This window comes from Borborobacter xinjiangensis (genome assembly GCF_047739745.1).
In the GTDB taxonomy this organism is placed as follows: domain Bacteria; phylum Pseudomonadota; class Alphaproteobacteria; order Rhizobiales; family Rhizobiaceae; genus Pseudaminobacter.
Genome location: NZ_JBLLVA010000001.1, coordinates 87,604 through 102,237, shown reverse-complemented (window position 1 = coordinate 102,237; position 14,634 = coordinate 87,604). Strand labels below are relative to the sequence as shown.

Here is a 14,634-nt window from a genome sequence, read left to right as displayed (position 1 = left end):
TGGTCCAGCGGATTGGTCCACGGAAGCCCGCTTGGCGCGAGACGGCAATGAACATGGAAAGCGAAGCGCCGGCGCGCCGCACGCGCATCCAGCGCGAGAAGCGCGAAATCATTCTCGAAGCGGCGCTGGAGGTTTTCTCGGCCAACGGGTTTCGCGGCTCGACGATCGACCAGATCGCCGAGGCGGCCGGCATGTCGAAACCGAACGTGCTCTATTATTTCCGCCGCAAGGAAGACATCCACGAAACGCTGATGGAGCGCCTGCTGGAAACCTGGCTGGCGCCGCTGCGCGAATTCGACGAGAGTGGCGATCCGATCAGTGAAATCCGCTCCTATATCCGCCGCAAGCTGGAGATGGCCCGCGACTATCCGCGCGAAAGCCGGCTCTTCGCCAATGAGATCCTGCAAGGCGCGCCACGCATCATGCCTCTGCTGGAAGGCGAACTGAAAACGCTTTGCGACGAGAAGGCCGAAATTATCAAAGGCTGGATGCGCGATGGCAAGATCGCCCGGACCGATCCATGGCACCTGATTTTCTCGATCTGGGCGACGACCCAGCACTATGCCGATTTCGACGTGCAGGTTCGCGCCGTGCTGGGACCGGAACGCGGCGGCGACGGCCGTTTCGAGGACGCCGCGCGGTTTCTCGAAAATCTGTTTCTCGACGGGCTGAGGCCAAAGACATGAGCCGCCTCAAGAGGCGCCGATGACGCCGGCGCCTCATTGGCTTTGGCTCAGAGCCGTTCAGGATTACATGGAAAGGCTACGCGGCTTTGGCGCTTTCAACCGGATGGATGGCATGGAAGCTCACGCATAGGCGATTCCAGACATTGATCATGCCAAGCGCCACGGTGAGCTTGGTCATTTCTTCTTCCGAGAAGTGCTTCCGAGTCTCTTCATAAAGCTGATCAGAAACGCCGGCATCCGCGATTCTCGTCACGGCCTCGGTCCAGGCGAAGGCCGCACGCTCGCGCGTGGTGAACAGCGGCGATTCCTTCCATGCCACGACGAGGTAAAGCCGCTGCTCGGTCTCGCCATCCTGGCGGGCCTCGCGGCTGTGCATGTCGACGCAGAACGAACAGCCATTGATCTGCGAAGCGCGTAGCTTGATGAGATGCAGCAGGCCCTTTTCCAGACCGCATTCGTTCACGGCATTGCCGAGCCCGTAGACGGCCTTCATCAGTTCCGGCGCCTTGCTGTAGAATTCCATTCTGGCTTTCACGCTCTTTCCTTTCCTGTTTTCATGCCTGGGAAGATTTCTGCGGCCGCTGGTGACGCCCGACGAAGGCGCAGCTGGCAGCTACCGCGCGCGGGTCGGCCCCGCTCATGAAATCGGCAACGATGCCGGAAAGCCGCTCGGCGGCCAGCGCCGCGCGATAGGCTTTCTCCGCTCTCTGCATCGCCATATTGATGCCGCACGGCTTGGCATAGACGGATGGATCGAGCTTCACCGGGCCGCGCTGGCGAATCTCGCCGCAACGGAAAGCCGGCTGCGGCCCCTCCACCGCCAGCACAATATCGAGCAACGTTATGCGCTCCGCCGGTCGCGCCAAGCGGTATCCGCCCGAAGGACCCGGCACCGATTCCAGGATGTCAGCGGCGGTCAATGCATTGAGGTGCTTCAGCAGATAGCTCGGCGAAAGACCGAACGCCTCGGCCATGGCGCTGGCCGGCAAGGTAGCCGCCCCTTCAACGCCCGCCAGCATCGCAGCACAATGAATGGCTGCTTCCACGCCTTCGCCGAGTTTCATGACTTCTCCACTATCATTGATAAAACATATCCTGGATAATTATTGTCCGCAATAGAGAAATGAAGAAAGCGGCGCCGGCGCCGCTTTCTCGCGATCCTGTCTTCGTTACTCCGCCGGTTCGGCCACCTGCGGCCTCGCCATCGGATTGTTCGGATGCTGGGTCCAGTTGGCGTAGACCGAAGACACGAGCTTGCCGGTGCGCCTGTCGAGCATGCCCGGCGCCAGCGGCTCCATGGTGATGCAGTTCTCCACCGGACAGACATTGACGCAGAGATTGCAGCCGATGCACTCCTCCTCGATCACCTCGAAATGGCGCATGCCATCGACCCGGTTGGTGATCGCCTGATGCGACGTGTCCTCGCAGGCGATGTGGCAACGGCCGCATTTGATGCAGAGGTCCTGGTCTATATGCGCCTTGGCGACGTAGTTGAGGTTGAGATACTGCCAATCCGTGACATTGGGCGTGGCACGGCCGATAACGTCTTCGAGCGTTGCATGCCCCTTTTCGTCCATCCAGTCGCTCAGGCCTGAGATCATTTCCTGCACGATCTTGAAGCCATAGGTCATGGCGGCGGTGCACACCTGCACATTGCCGGCCCCAAGCGCCAGGAATTCTGCGGCGTCGCGCCAGGTCGTGATGCCGCCTATGCCTGAAATGGGCAGGTCGCGCGTTTCAGGGTCGCGCGCGATGTCGGCCACCATGTGCAACGCGATCGGCTTCACCGCCGGGCCGCAATAGCCGCCATGCGAGCCCTTGCCGCCGATCGACGGTTCCGGCGAGAACGTATCGAGGTCGACGGAGGTGATCGAGTTGATCGTATTGATCAGCGACACCGCGTCGGCACCGCCCCGCTTGGCCGCGCGGGCGGCATGGCGGATATCGGTGATGTTCGGCGTCAGCTTGATGATCACCGGCATGCGGGTATGCTGCTTGCACCAGCGCGCCAGCATTTCGATATATTCCGGCACCTGTCCGACGGCCGATCCCATGCCGCGCTCGCTCATGCCGTGCGGGCAGCCCAGGTTGAGCTCGACACCATCGGCCCCGGTTTCCTCGACCAGCGGCAGGATCGCCTTCCAGCTCTCTTCCTCGCAAGGCACCATCAGTGACACCACCAGCGCCCGGTCGGGCCAGTCGCGCTTGACCTGCTTGATCTCGCGCAGATTGGTCTGAAGTTCACGGTCGGTAATGAGTTCTATGTTGTTGAAGCCGAGCAGGCGGCGGTCAGCGCCCCAGATCGCCCCGTAGCGCGGGCCATTGACGTTGACCACCGGCGGCCCATCCTCGCCGAGCGTCTTCCAGACCACGCCGCCCCAGCCCGCCTTGAACGCACGCTCGACATTGTAGGCCTTGTCGGTCGGCGGCGCCGAGGCCAGCCAGAACGGGTTGGGCGACTTGATCCCGACGAAATCGTTGCGGAGGTCTGCCATGGGTCTTCTCCCTTAGGCGCTATCGAGTTCTAGCAAAGGTAAATGTTCGAGGCCGCGGCACACCGCCGCCTCCTCCGGTCCTTCAGGTCGTTTTCTCCCCGCTGGAGAAAAGAAACCGGCGGCACATCGAGCCCCTCCTCTCCCCTCGGGGAGAGGTGGCGAGCGAAGCGAGCCGGTGAGGGCGACATTGAGCCTTATCCCGCCATCAATGTCCGGTGAATGGATTCGGCGGCGTCGCGACCCTGCGCGACCGCGGTGACGGTCAAGTCATCACCGCCTCGAATGCAGTCGCCGCCGGCCCACACCTTGGAGAGCGACGTGCGGCCCTCTCCATCGACAACGATCCTTCCACCCTCCAGGGCGATTGACGCGCCGCTGCCGTTGAGCACCGCCGGCTCGAACGCCTGGCCTATCGCCTTGAACACCTGGTCTGCGGCAAGCACCAGCATCTCGCCGGTGCCGGTCAGTCTACCGTCATTCAGCGCCGTATATTCGAGTTCGATCGCCGAAACCGTACCGTTCTCGGCAATGACGCGCTTCGGCTGCAGCCAATGGCGGATGATGACGCCGTTGGCGGCGGCGAGATCCTGCTCGAACCCCGAGGCGTTCATATGTTCCCGGCCGCGCCGGTAGCAGATCGTCACCTCCTCGGCGCCGAGCAGCTTCGATTGCACCGCCGCATCGATGGCGGTCATGCCGCCGCCGATGACGACGACACGCCGTCCGACCGGCAGGTTCGACAGATCGCTTGCCTGGCGCAGTTCCGCGATGAACTCGACGGCATTTTCGACGCCGGCCGCGTCCTCGCCTTCGGCATTCAGCGCATTGATCCCAGCGAGGCCAAGCCCAAGGAACACGGCGTCATATTTCGCCGTCAGTTCCGTCAGCGAAAAATCGCGGCCGAGCGCCTTGCCGTTTTCGATGACAATGCCGCCGATGGCGGTCACGTAGTCCACCTCGGCCTGCGCGAACTGATCGGTGCTCTTGTAGGCGGCAATGCCGTATTCGTTCAGGCCGCCTGCCTTCGGCCTTGCGTCGAATATCGTCACCTCATGACCATGGCGCGCCAGTCGATGCGCCGCGGCCAGACCGGCCGGTCCTGCCCCGACTACTGCGACCTTTCGGCCGGTCGGCGCGGCGCGCTCATAGAACTGCCGGTTCTTGGCCATGGCGATGTCGGTGGCGTAGCGCTGCAGCCGCCCGATCTGCACCGGCTTGCCTTCGGCAGCCTCGCGCACGCATGCCTCCTCGCACAGCGTTTCGGTCGGACAGACGCGGGCGCACATGCCGCCGAGGATGTTCTGGTCGAAAATGGTTTTTGCCGAACCGAGCGGATTTGCGGTCTGTATCTGGCGGATGAACAGCGGAATGTCGATCGAGGTCGGACATGCTTGCATGCAAGGCGCATCGTAGCAGAAATAGCAGCGATCGGATTCGACCAGCGCCTCATGATCGTCCAGCGGCGGATGCAGGTCGGAAAAATTCGCATCGTACTGCGCAGGCGCCAGCCTTCCTCCGGCTATGCCCTGCTTGAACTGACCTTCGGCCATTTCAATTCCCCATTATTGTGTTTTGGGGAAGGCTAGCACTTTCTGGATTTTTATCAATTGGTCAATTTTTGGCTGAAACTAAAAGCACACGCCTGACCAACAAAAAGTTTTCAGAAGCAATCTTTAATTTAGCCGGCCAAATCGGTTTGAGAGAAATCTTCACCTTTGTAAAGCAGTGGGACCCCCGAGCGCTTGGCGAAAGCATAAGAAAAACAGTCACCGAAATTCAACTTTGCCGGATGGCCAGTGCCCTTTCCGTAACGGGTGTAGGCCTGCAAAACATCGTCATAACTTTCAGGTGCGACAGCCGAGATCTTGGCACCAACCTTGTCCAGGAATTCGGCCACCAGCCGACCCGCCAAGGAATAGTCCTTGATAATCCTACCGATCGACAGGGCAGCTTCCACCTTGTTAACGACCGATATTTCCGTCCGCCCGGCAGCATAGAGCCGTGAAAGCAATTGGTGAGCTTCTGGCTCATCCAGCAGGATTGCGACCACTGCCGAACTATCAAGATACATTAACTGTCCTCTCCCCACATCTCGTCCATGAATGCCTTGTCCTCATCAAATCCGGATGTTTTCAGCGTTTTTATCTGATCGACAATAGGCCGTATCCGATGAGCGAGCGCTTCCACACCTTGGTTCTCGTGGCCCATCGCTTCCTCGACTGCCACTTTTATTGCGGCTGTTATTCCAATGCCGCGACGGCGAGCAAACTCCCTCACCAGCCAATCGGTGTCTTCATCTTGAACGTGTATAGCCATCCATGTATCCAACCTTAAGTAGTTTGTACAAAAGAATTATAGCTTGTACAATTTCAGAACACAAGGCGAACATTATCAAGCCACCGAGACGACTCCAGTCTTTCACGGCTCGCCGCTGCCGATCTCTCGCTTCCTCTTGGCCACATAGGCCTCCAGCGCTTCACAAACCGACGCGTCCAAGGCGGGTTGCTGATATTCTTCGAGCGCCTTCTTCCACAGCCGCGTCGCTCGCGCGGTGGCGTCCAGCCCGCCCGCCTCGGCCCAGGCCTCATGGTTCTGCCAATTGGATAGCATCGGCTGGTAGAAGGCCGTCGAATAGCGTTCCAGCGTGTGGGGGTCGCCGAAGAAATGGCCGCCCGTCGGCACGCGTTCCAGTGCCTCCAGCGCCAGCTCGCCTGCATCCACCTCGATCGGCCGCAGAAACTCCATCATATGCTGGATCATCTCGACGTCGATGATCAGCTTTTCGAACGAAGCCGTCAGCCCGCCCTCCTGCCAGCCAGCGGCATGATAGACCAGATTGCCGTGACCGAGCACCGCGCCCCACAGCGCCATCATCGTCTCGTAGGCGCCTTGCGCGTCGGCTGCATTGGAAGCCGAACCGGGCGTCGTGCGGTATGGCAGCTTGTAGCGCCGCGCCAATTGCCCGGAGGCAATATTGGCTTTGGCGTTTTCCGGCGTGCCGAAGGCCGGTGCGCCGGAACGCATATCGACATTGGACGTGAAGGCCCCATACATCACCGGCGCGCCCGGCCGAACCAGTTGCGTCAACACCACGCCGAACAGCGCCTCGGCGTTCTGCTGCGCCAGCGCGCCGGCCAGCGTCACGGGGCTCATCGCGCCCATCAGAGTAAAGGGCGTGACCGCAACCGACTGGCCGTATTCGGCCATCGCCATCAGCCCCTCCGTCATCGCATCGTCGAAGCGGCGCGGCGAGTTGACGGAAATGATGGTGGTGACGCCGGGATCGTCGCGCATCTGGTCCACGCTCAGCCCGCGGCTGATCGCCATCATCTCGATACCGTCCAGCGCCCTGCCCCGACCGATGGCCGAGACATGGAAGCTTTTGTCGGTCAGCAGCAGATTGGCCAGATAGGTATCGAGATGGCGGGAATTGGCGGGCATCTCCACCGGCGCGCAGACCTGGTTGCCGAGCATGTGGATGCAATTGAAATGCTGTGCCAGCCGCACCAGATCGCAATAGTCGCGGTGGTTTCCGGCGCGTCGTCCCCGCTCCATGTCGTGAACATTGGGCGGCCCGGCGACCAGCGTGAAATTGACCGTATCGCCGCCGAGGTGGATTTTCCGCTCCGGATTGCGCGGCGTCAGCGCATAGGCGGAGAGAGTCGTCTTCAGCGCCTCCGCCACAAGGCCGCGGTCGAGCCATACCGTCTGCGCCGCATGGTTAACCTTGGCGCCGGCGTTTTCGAAAAGCGCCAGGGCACGCGGGTTCATCACCTCGATACCGAAATTCTCCAATATGTGCATGGAGGCTTGGTGGATCGCCTCGATCTGGTCGTCCGACAAGAGCGCCATGGGCGGGTAGGGATTGCGTACCCGGCGAAGCGGCAATTGCGCGATGGCAGCAGGTTCCCTGCCATGGCGCCGGTCACTGCCGCGTCTGCTGCGATGTGCCGTCATGACCGGTATCAAAGCCCCCGCTGCCCTTCCGGTCTGCCAGAAATGCGCCCCTTGCCGGCGTGATTTTAACCATGGCGGCATCGACACCGGAGGCGGCCTATTGGTTAAGGACGCTCGCAAGACTCCTTTTATTTTTTCCGCCTAATGCTTCCCGAATGCGTAGGTTCAATTTTAGTCGAGTTTTACCGGTCACCCTGTTGCTGGCGGGATTGTCCGCCTGCGCCACGCCGCCGAGCCGCATCAACAATGTCTGCGCCGTATTCGAGCAGCGGGACGGGTGGTTCAACAACTGGCAGGCCGCCGCCGAACGCGCCGAGCGCAAACACGGCGTGCCGGTTCCGGTGCTGATGGCGACGGTGCGCAAGGAATCCGGCTTCAAAGGCAACGCCCGACCGCCTCGTACCAAGCTCTTGGGCTTCATTCCCTGGAAGCGCGCTTCCAGCGCCTATGGCTATTCCCAGGCACTGGATGGCACCTGGTCGCAATACCGGCTCGAGACCGGGAATTTCGCCGCAAGGCGCAGCAATTTCGCCGACGCGGTGGATTTCGTCGGCTGGTATCACGCCAAGACGGCCGACAAATATGGCGTCGCCCGCAACGACACCTATCACCTCTATCTCGCCTATTATCACGGCTGGACCGGCTTCAAGCGCGGCAGTTGGAAAAACAATGCCGGTATCCAGCGCTATGCCCGCGAAACCGAGGCGATGGCGCAGAGATATGCCGCCCAACTCAGGCAGTGCCGCTGATAACGGGCCGCATCCAGCAACGGTGAGAAGTCACGGCGGGCCGTTCAGGTCTTCTTTGCCTTGTCCTCGTTTTCGTCTTCGGTCGGTTCGAATGCCGACGGCACGTCCTCGTCTTGGGCCTGGCGTCCATCTCCGACCGTGCGCGGAGCGAGCGGTTCCAGGGCGGAATTTTCGTCGCCCGGCAGGGTGCCGGTCTCCGAAACCTCGTCCTGGCGCTCATGGCGCCGGGCGCGCATTGCGGCTTCCGCCTCCTCGGCAGACGCTTCCGCCATGCCCGCTTCCGGTTTGGCACGCTTGCCATGTGGCCGGTGCGGCTGGTCGTAAGCCGCCGGCTCGTCCGCTGGCCGATCGCCGGCGTCCTCGGGAATGGCATCGCCAATCGGCACGTCCGCCTCGTCGCGATCGAAGCTGATCACCGGCTCCATCTTCGCCAGCACGTCGTCCGACAGCCAGCACAGGCTCCTGTGGCCATTGCCAAGGTCCCTGAAGGGCGGAAGCTGCGTCTCGCACAGATTGTCGGGCACCAGAGGCTTGTAGCGACAGCGGGTCTGGAACGGGCAGCCGCTCGGCGGGTTCATCGCCGAGGGGATGTCGCCTTCAAGCACGATATGCTTCTTGACCACGCTGGTGTCGGCGATCGGAATGGCCGAAAGCAGCGCCTCCGTGTAGGGGTGATAGGGCGGCGCGAAAATCTGATCGGTGGTGCCAAGCTCGACGATATGGCCGAGATACATGACCACGACACGATCGGCGATATAACGCACCACCGACAGATCGTGGCTGATGAACAGCATCGTCGTCTTGGATTTGCGCTGAATGTCCATCAAGAGTTCGGTCACCGCCGCCTGCACCGAAACGTCGAGCGCCGACACCGGCTCATCCGCCACCACCACCTTGGCGCGTCCGGCAAAGGCGCGCGCCACGCCAATGCGCTGCTTTTGTCCGCCGGAAAGCTGGCGCGGCATGCGCTCGGCGAAAGCGCGTGGAAGTTTCACCAGATCGAGCAGCTCGAACATCCGCTGCCGGCGTTCCGCCAGCGTCCTTCCAACCTTGAATTTCTCCAGCGTCCGGATGATCTGCGAGCCCACCGAATGGCTTGGATTGAGCGTGTCGAACGGGTTCTGGAACACCATCTGGATCGACGAGACGGTCTCGACATCGCGCTCCTCGACGGAGGTCGATTCAATGTCGTGGTTGGCCAGCGAAATCGTGCCGGCGCTCGCCGTTTCGAGCCCGAGCAACACCTTGGCCAGGGTAGACTTGCCGCAGCCGGATTCGCCAACGATGGCGACGGTCTCGGATTCGCGTGCCTCGAAGCTGATGCTTTCATTGGCCTTGACGACACGGCCTTCGCCGCCGCCGAACACCTCATTGGCCGAGACCCGGTAATATTTCCTCAGATTGTCGACTTTCAGCACCGGTACGCCGGGAGTTATCGGCTCCTTCTCCGCTTTTGCTCCCTTGGGCAGCGCGCTCCAGTCGATCTCGTTGAAGCGCACGCAGCGGCTATGATGATTGTCGTGGCCCTCCACAGCAATCATCGGAATCTCGGCGACGTTGCAAACGCCATCGACGAAGTGGTGGCAGCGCGGGCCGAAATTGCAGCCCTTCGGACGCTCGTGCGGCAGCGGCAGTTGGCCCGGAATGGCAATCAGCGGCCGCGAGTTCTTGTCGGCGCCCGGCAGCGGGATCGAGCGGAACAGCCCTTGCGTGTAGGGATGTCGCATGCGGTCGAAAACGTCCTCGACCCTGCCTGTCTCCACCGCCTCGCCCGAATACATGACGGTGATACGGTCGCAGGTCTCCAGGATCAGCCCGAGATTGTGCGACACGAAGATCATCGACGTGCCGAATTCCTTGCCGAGCCCCTTCACCAGATCGACGATTCCTGCCTCCACGGTGACGTCGAGCGCCGTCGTCGGCTCGTCGAGCAGAAGCAGCGCCGGCTTCGACAAGAGCGCCATGGCGATGACGATGCGCTGCTGCTGCCCGCCCGAAAGCTGATGCGGATAGGATTTCATGATGCGTTCGGGGTCGGGCAGCCGCACCGCCTTCAGCATTGCCAACGAACGGTCGTAAGCCTCCGATTTGGACACCTTGTCGTGGATCAGCGGCACTTCCATAAGTTGCTGGCCGACCTTCATCGCCGGGTTCAGGCTTGCCATCGGCTCCTGATAGATCATGGCGATCTTGTTGCCGCGAATGGCGCGCAGTTCCTCCTCGGACATGTCGCCCATGTCCTTGCCCTGGAACTTGATGCGGCCACCGACGATCTGCCCGACATTGGAGAGGTCGCGCATGATGCCGAGCGATACGGTCGACTTGCCGCAGCCGGACTCACCGACGATGCCCATCGCCTCGCCCGGCATCACCGAGCAGGAAAAATCCATCACCGCAGGTATTTCACCGAGCCTAGTGAAGAACGAGATCGAAAGGTTCTCGATTTCAAGGATGGGTTCGGCGGGAGTTCGAACGCTCTCGTTCATGTTTCACTCCAATTTTCTGTCTATCGCAACAAGGCGACGGCATTGTCATCCCTGCGCCGCACCCGGTTGCCCGTGGTGGCGAAGGGCACGCATCTCAATCCTTCATCGACTGTTCGCGCAACGCGTCGGCCAGCAGGTTGAGCCCGAGCACGAACGACATCAGTGCGATGGTCGGCGGCAGCGCCGGGTGGATGAACGAACGCAACAACCGGCTGGCATCCTTGATGGCCGTGCCCCAGTCCGGGCTTTCAGGCGCCAGCCCAAGGCCGAAGTAACCGAGCGTGCCGAGCAGGATCGTCGTGTAGCCGATGCGCAGGCAGGCATCGACGATCAGCGGGCCCCGCGCGTTGGGAAGGATTTCCCATAGCATGATGTACCACGGGCTTTCGCCGCGCGTTTGCGCCGCCGCCACGTAGTCGCGCGTCTTGATGTCCATCACCAGGCCGCGCACGATGCGGAACACGCCGGGGCTAGACGCGAACACCACCGCCACGAAAATATTGAGCTCGTTCGGGTCCATGCTGATGACGCCGAACGGATCGGCATTGAACACCAGCCCGGCATAGACCCAGCCGCCGATCAGGATCGTCGCCGCCAGGAGGATATAGAGCCGCTCCGGCCGGTTCTTGAAGCGCGTGTAGAAAAGCACGCTGAAGAAGATGATCGGGAAGATGAAGAACAGCCCCGCCATGCCGTAGGGAATAGGCGTTTCCATGATGCCGGGCGTCACCAGCAGGTAAAACAGCAGGATGACCGGAAAGGCCAGCACCAGATTGGCCAGAAACGACAGCACCGAGTCGATCCGCCCGCCATAATAGCCCGCCGGCAGCCCGAGCGTGACACCGACCATCAGCGCGAATGCGGTCGCCAGCGGCGCGATCGCCAGCACGATCTGGCTGCCATAGACCATCCGGCTGAACACGTCGCGGGCAAGCTTGTCGCCGCCGAACAGGTAGACACCGCCATTGTCCGGCACGATCGCGCCCGACAGCGCATCCTTCATGATCGGAATCTGCGCCAGCGGATTGAACGGTGAGATCGTGCTGGCGAAAATCGACGTGAACAGCCAGAACAAGCAGATGGTCACGCCGGCGACGCCGACGCCGCTGTCGAAAAGCTGGCCGTAGAGGCCGAGCCGTTTCTTGAACCAGAAGCTCGTACCAAGCACGACGGCAAGTGCCAGCCAGACCGGCCAGAAACGCGCGAGCACGCCGAGGATGATCTGGGGCCAAGTGAGGAATTCGATCGCGCCCATCCTACTGCACCCTGATCCGCGGATTGAGATAGGCGTAGCCGACATCCGAGATGAGCTGAGTGAACAGCACCACGAAGACGGAGATCAGCGAGCAGCCGAGCAGGAGATCGATATCGTTGTTGCCGGCCGCCTCCACCAGAACGTAGCCGAAGCCCTGGTAGCGGAACATGACCTCGACGACGACGACGCCGGTGAGCAGCCATGGAAACTGCAGCATGATGACTGTGAAAGGTGCAATCAGCGCATTGCGCAGCGCATGTTTGATGACGACTGAAGGGAAACTCAGCCCTTTCAGCCGCGCAGTGCGAATATACTGCTGCGTCATCACCTCAACCATCGAGGCGCGGGTCATGCGGGCGATGTAGCCGATGCCGTAGATCGCCATCGTCATCACCGGCAGGGTGAAGTTGTAGAAGGTGATGCCCTGGCTGGTGGCGCTCGCCGCCGATCCGTTGAGCCAGCCGAGCGTTGAGGCGAAAATGACGGTGAAGATGACGCCCGAGACATATTCCGGGGTCGCCGTCGTGGCGATCGAGGCGACCGAAAGGCTGCGGTCGGTGCGGGTGCCCTCGCGCATGCCGGCGAGGATGCCGATGAGCAGCGAGATCGGCACCATCACCGCCATCACCCAGAACATCAGGATGCCGGTAGCGCCAAGTGCGGGAAACAGCTTCGCCGCCACCGTGGCCCGGAACTTGGTGGAGCAGCCAAAATCGCCCTGGAGCACGCCGGAAAATTTCGGCACGTCCGGCTCGTCGCAATAGCGGAACCTGGGTACCGCCTTGCCACTGGCGTCGATGTTGGGCTGCTTCGGCCACACCCCCAGCCACTGCCCGTAGCGCACGAAGAAATTCTGCCGATAGCCGTTCTTGACCAGCCAGCTTTCAAGGTGCTCGGCCGAGGCGCGCTGCTCGGTCTGGCTGATCGCCAGCTTCTTCAAATTGGGTTCGAGGTTGACGAGAAAGAATACGACCAGCGTCAGGCAGAACATGGTGACGACCATGGTGCCCAGACGCCGCAGAACGAAAGCAAACATTGGTGCCCCCTGCCGTTTGGTTTGGGGTCAAGAACCGGTCGGCCCTCCACCGGCGGTCCTTGAATCGAAGCGGAAGGGCGGCGAGCGCCCTCCCCGTCGGTTGTCGTGCGCCTTACGCTTCGTCGAGCCAGACCTTGCCGAGATCGATCTCGAACGTCGGATGCATTCCGTGGTTTTTAACGGCCGGTACGGAGTGATTATAGAGCTTGCGCCAGTAGGGCTGGATGATGATGCCGGAATCCTGGAGCAGTTTCTCGATATCCTCCATCATCTCCTTGCGCTTCTCGGCATCGGAGACCGCCAGCGCCTCGCCAAGCTTCTTGTCGAACTCGGGATTGGACCAAGCGGTTTCGTTCCAGGCCTCGCCGGTGCGATAGCCGAGCGCCAGGACCTGCACCCCGAGCGGGCGCATGTTCCAGTTGGTCATCGAGTAGGGATATTTCGTCCAGTCGTTCCAGAAGGTCGAGCCGGGCAGCACCGTGCGCTTGACCTTGATGCCCGCCTCGCGCAACTGCGCGGCGATCGCATCGCCGGTGTTCTTGTGCCAGTCCTCGTCGACGGTGATGAGCTCGTGCTCGAAGTCGGCCTGCCCGGCTTCCGCCATCAACGCCTTGGCTTTTTCCATGTCGCGCTTGATCGGCGGCAGTTCGAAATATTCGGGATGGATCTGGCAGACATGGTGATTTTCCGCCACCGTGCCGGCCCCGCCATAGCCAAGCTGCAGGATCGTCGCATTGTCGACGGCAAGCTGAAGCGCCTGGCGCACCTTCTGGTCGTCATAGGGCTTGTTGGCCACGTTGGTGCGCGCCACCAGCGTGGTCGCCGTCACCACCTCGGACTTCACCAGATCGAGCCCGTCGAGGATCGGCACATAGTCCGCCGAGGTCTCGTAGTTGGTGTGGATCTCGCCCGCCTCGAAGGCGCTGACCGTCGCTGCCGGATCGGTGCCGTAGTCGATGAACTCGACGCCATCCAGATGTGCCTCGCCGCCCCACCATTTGCCGTCTTCGCGGCGCTTGTAGACGACGCGGCTGCCGACATCGAAGGAAACGAGCTCGAACGGGCCGGTGCCGATCGGGTTCTTGGTGAAATCCGCGCCCGTCTCGTCGAAGCTGCGGTGCACGACCAGCCCCGGATAATCGGCCAGGTTCGGCACGAAGGAGATGTCGGATTCCGTCAGCGTGATTTTCACGGTGTGATCATCGACCTTGGTGATGCCGCCCTCGCGCGCCTTGCCCGAAGCCTTGTCGACCAGCGTGCCCATGCGGGCGGCCATCGAATTGCCTTCCGCCTTGGCGTCGCACCAGCGGTTGAGGTTGTAAATCACGTCGTCGGCGTTGAAGGCGTCGCCATTGGTCCAGGTCACGTTCTTTCGCAACTTCAGGACGTATTCCGTCGCGTCGTCGTTCACCTCCCAGCCCTCGAGCAGGTAAGGTTCGAACGTATATTCGCGCGTATATTTGACCAGCGGCTCCAGCGACTGGCGCTGCGAATTGGCGATCTCCGACCAGTCCGCCATGCGCGGATCCTTCGGCGCCTTGATGAACATCGCGATCTTGAGAACGCCGCCCTTTTTCGGCTCCTGGGCCAGCGCCTCGGTCGGCGCGGCAAGACCGATCATGCCGTAAGCCATCGCCGTCGTGGCGCCGAACGCACTCGCCAGCGCAAGAAATTCGCGGCGGTCCATTCCGCCGGTCTTCACGCTTTCAGCGAGCTTGCGAATATGGTCTGGAACACGATCCCCATTGCTTTTGTAGAAGGTCATTATTCTCTCCCATTTACTGGCTTTCTGCCGATTAGCATTTCGTATCCTACACTCGATGTCAAAGAGCGCGGATCACGAAAGCGGGATGAGAATGTGCAGCTTTGGCGGGAGATCGGTGCGCGCAAATGCGACATTCATGCCGCATTCTTCATAGTGGCCAAGGATTCCGGCCGATTTTTTCCCAATCTGCTAATCTGCGCCGTTT

13 protein-coding genes are annotated in these 14,634 nt (G+C 61.4%); 2 read left to right on the top strand and 11 right to left on the bottom strand.

Features of this window, described 5'->3' with window-relative positions; translation table 11 throughout:
- Window positions 1-47: 47 nt before the first annotated feature.
- Window positions 48-686, top strand: coding sequence for a TetR family transcriptional regulator C-terminal domain-containing protein (locus ACLKMW_RS00495; protein WP_415722410.1), 639 nt, complete (start codon window positions 48-50; stop codon window positions 684-686).
- Window positions 687-762: 76 nt separating this feature from the next.
- On the opposite strand, the gene ACLKMW_RS00490 is transcribed toward ACLKMW_RS00495, so the two are convergent.
- From ACLKMW_RS00490 to ACLKMW_RS00460, 7 genes are all read right to left on the bottom strand, one after another.
- Complete coding sequence (locus tag ACLKMW_RS00490) at window positions 763-1,209, bottom strand: carboxymuconolactone decarboxylase family protein (RefSeq protein WP_415722738.1); 447 nt, start codon at window positions 1,207-1,209, stop codon at window positions 763-765.
- A 31-nt stretch (window positions 1,210-1,240) separates the two neighbouring features.
- Window positions 1,241-1,750 carry an RrF2 family transcriptional regulator gene (locus tag ACLKMW_RS00485; protein WP_415722409.1) on the bottom strand — a complete coding sequence of 170 codons (510 nt, stop codon included), beginning with the start codon at window positions 1,748-1,750 and terminating at the stop codon, window positions 1,241-1,243.
- Window positions 1,751-1,855: 105 nt separating this feature from the next.
- Window positions 1,856-3,181 carry an NAD-dependent dihydropyrimidine dehydrogenase subunit PreA gene (preA, locus tag ACLKMW_RS00480; RefSeq protein ID WP_415722408.1) on the bottom strand — a complete coding sequence of 442 codons (1,326 nt, stop codon included), beginning with the start codon at window positions 3,179-3,181 and terminating at the stop codon, window positions 1,856-1,858.
- Between the two features lie 194 nt (window positions 3,182-3,375).
- On the bottom strand, window positions 3,376-4,731 hold the full coding sequence (locus tag ACLKMW_RS00475) for an NAD(P)-dependent oxidoreductase (RefSeq protein WP_415722407.1): 1,356 nt from the start codon (window positions 4,729-4,731) through the stop codon (window positions 3,376-3,378).
- A gap of 128 nt (window positions 4,732-4,859) precedes the next feature.
- Window positions 4,860-5,252, bottom strand: a complete 393-nt coding sequence (locus ACLKMW_RS00470) for a type II toxin-antitoxin system VapC family toxin (protein ID WP_415722406.1) — start codon at window positions 5,250-5,252, stop codon at window positions 4,860-4,862.
- Window positions 5,252-5,497 carry a type II toxin-antitoxin system VapB family antitoxin gene (locus ACLKMW_RS00465; RefSeq protein ID WP_415722405.1) on the bottom strand — a complete coding sequence of 82 codons (246 nt, stop codon included), beginning with the start codon at window positions 5,495-5,497 and terminating at the stop codon, window positions 5,252-5,254. Before ACLKMW_RS00465 ends, ACLKMW_RS00470 begins: the two co-directional genes overlap by 1 nt.
- A 102-nt stretch (window positions 5,498-5,599) precedes the next feature.
- On the bottom strand, window positions 5,600-7,138 hold the full coding sequence (locus ACLKMW_RS00460; protein WP_415722404.1) for a trimethylamine methyltransferase family protein: 1,539 nt from the start codon (window positions 7,136-7,138) through the stop codon (window positions 5,600-5,602).
- A gap of 155 nt (window positions 7,139-7,293) precedes the next feature.
- Between ACLKMW_RS00460 and ACLKMW_RS00455 the strand changes: the two genes are divergently transcribed.
- On the top strand, window positions 7,294-7,887 hold the full coding sequence (locus ACLKMW_RS00455; RefSeq protein WP_415722403.1) for a transglycosylase SLT domain-containing protein: 594 nt from the start codon (window positions 7,294-7,296) through the stop codon (window positions 7,885-7,887).
- A gap of 44 nt (window positions 7,888-7,931) precedes the next feature.
- On the opposite strand, the gene ACLKMW_RS00450 is transcribed toward ACLKMW_RS00455, so the two are convergent.
- From ACLKMW_RS00450 to ACLKMW_RS00435, 4 genes are all read right to left on the bottom strand, one after another.
- Window positions 7,932-10,373 carry a dipeptide ABC transporter ATP-binding protein gene (locus ACLKMW_RS00450; protein WP_415722402.1) on the bottom strand — a complete coding sequence of 814 codons (2,442 nt, stop codon included), beginning with the start codon at window positions 10,371-10,373 and terminating at the stop codon, window positions 7,932-7,934.
- Between the two features lie 94 nt (window positions 10,374-10,467).
- The gene (locus tag ACLKMW_RS00445; RefSeq protein WP_415722401.1) at window positions 10,468-11,628 is read right to left on the bottom strand and encodes an ABC transporter permease; all 1,161 of its coding nucleotides are present in this window, start codon (window positions 11,626-11,628) and stop codon (window positions 10,468-10,470) included.
- A 1-nt stretch (window position 11,629) separates the two neighbouring features.
- Entirely contained in the window at window positions 11,630-12,664 is a 1,035-nt protein-coding gene (locus tag ACLKMW_RS00440; RefSeq protein ID WP_415722400.1) for an ABC transporter permease, read from the bottom strand.
- A 112-nt stretch (window positions 12,665-12,776) separates the two neighbouring features.
- Window positions 12,777-14,429 (bottom strand): ABC transporter substrate-binding protein, encoded by a 1,653-nt coding sequence (locus ACLKMW_RS00435; protein ID WP_415722399.1) that lies wholly within the window; start codon window positions 14,427-14,429, stop codon window positions 12,777-12,779.
- Window positions 14,430-14,634: the final 205 nt, after the last annotated feature.

What these genes read in the sequence shown, in the direction of transcription:
- ACLKMW_RS00495 (WP_415722410.1), top strand. Translation starts at nt 48, where the DNA reads ATGAACATGGAAAGCGAAGCGCCGGCGCGCCGCACGCGCATCCAGCGC.
- ACLKMW_RS00490 (WP_415722738.1), bottom strand. Translation starts at nt 1,209, where the DNA reads ATGGAATTCTACAGCAAGGCGCCGGAACTGATGAAGGCCGTCTACGGG.
- ACLKMW_RS00485 (WP_415722409.1), bottom strand. Translation starts at nt 1,750, where the DNA reads ATGAAACTCGGCGAAGGCGTGGAAGCAGCCATTCATTGTGCTGCGATG.
- preA (WP_415722408.1), bottom strand. Translation starts at nt 3,181, where the DNA reads ATGGCAGACCTCCGCAACGATTTCGTCGGGATCAAGTCGCCCAACCCG.
- ACLKMW_RS00475 (WP_415722407.1), bottom strand. Translation starts at nt 4,731, where the DNA reads ATGGCCGAAGGTCAGTTCAAGCAGGGCATAGCCGGAGGAAGGCTGGCG.
- ACLKMW_RS00470 (WP_415722406.1), bottom strand. Translation starts at nt 5,252, where the DNA reads ATGTATCTTGATAGTTCGGCAGTGGTCGCAATCCTGCTGGATGAGCCA.
- ACLKMW_RS00465 (WP_415722405.1), bottom strand. Translation starts at nt 5,497, where the DNA reads ATGGCTATACACGTTCAAGATGAAGACACCGATTGGCTGGTGAGGGAG.
- ACLKMW_RS00460 (WP_415722404.1), bottom strand. Translation starts at nt 7,138, where the DNA reads ATGACGGCACATCGCAGCAGACGCGGCAGTGACCGGCGCCATGGCAGG.
- ACLKMW_RS00455 (WP_415722403.1), top strand. Translation starts at nt 7,294, where the DNA reads ATGCGTAGGTTCAATTTTAGTCGAGTTTTACCGGTCACCCTGTTGCTG.
- ACLKMW_RS00450 (WP_415722402.1), bottom strand. Translation starts at nt 10,373, where the DNA reads ATGAACGAGAGCGTTCGAACTCCCGCCGAACCCATCCTTGAAATCGAG.
- ACLKMW_RS00445 (WP_415722401.1), bottom strand. Translation starts at nt 11,628, where the DNA reads ATGGGCGCGATCGAATTCCTCACTTGGCCCCAGATCATCCTCGGCGTG.
- ACLKMW_RS00440 (WP_415722400.1), bottom strand. Translation starts at nt 12,664, where the DNA reads ATGTTTGCTTTCGTTCTGCGGCGTCTGGGCACCATGGTCGTCACCATG.
- ACLKMW_RS00435 (WP_415722399.1), bottom strand. Translation starts at nt 14,429, where the DNA reads ATGACCTTCTACAAAAGCAATGGGGATCGTGTTCCAGACCATATTCGC.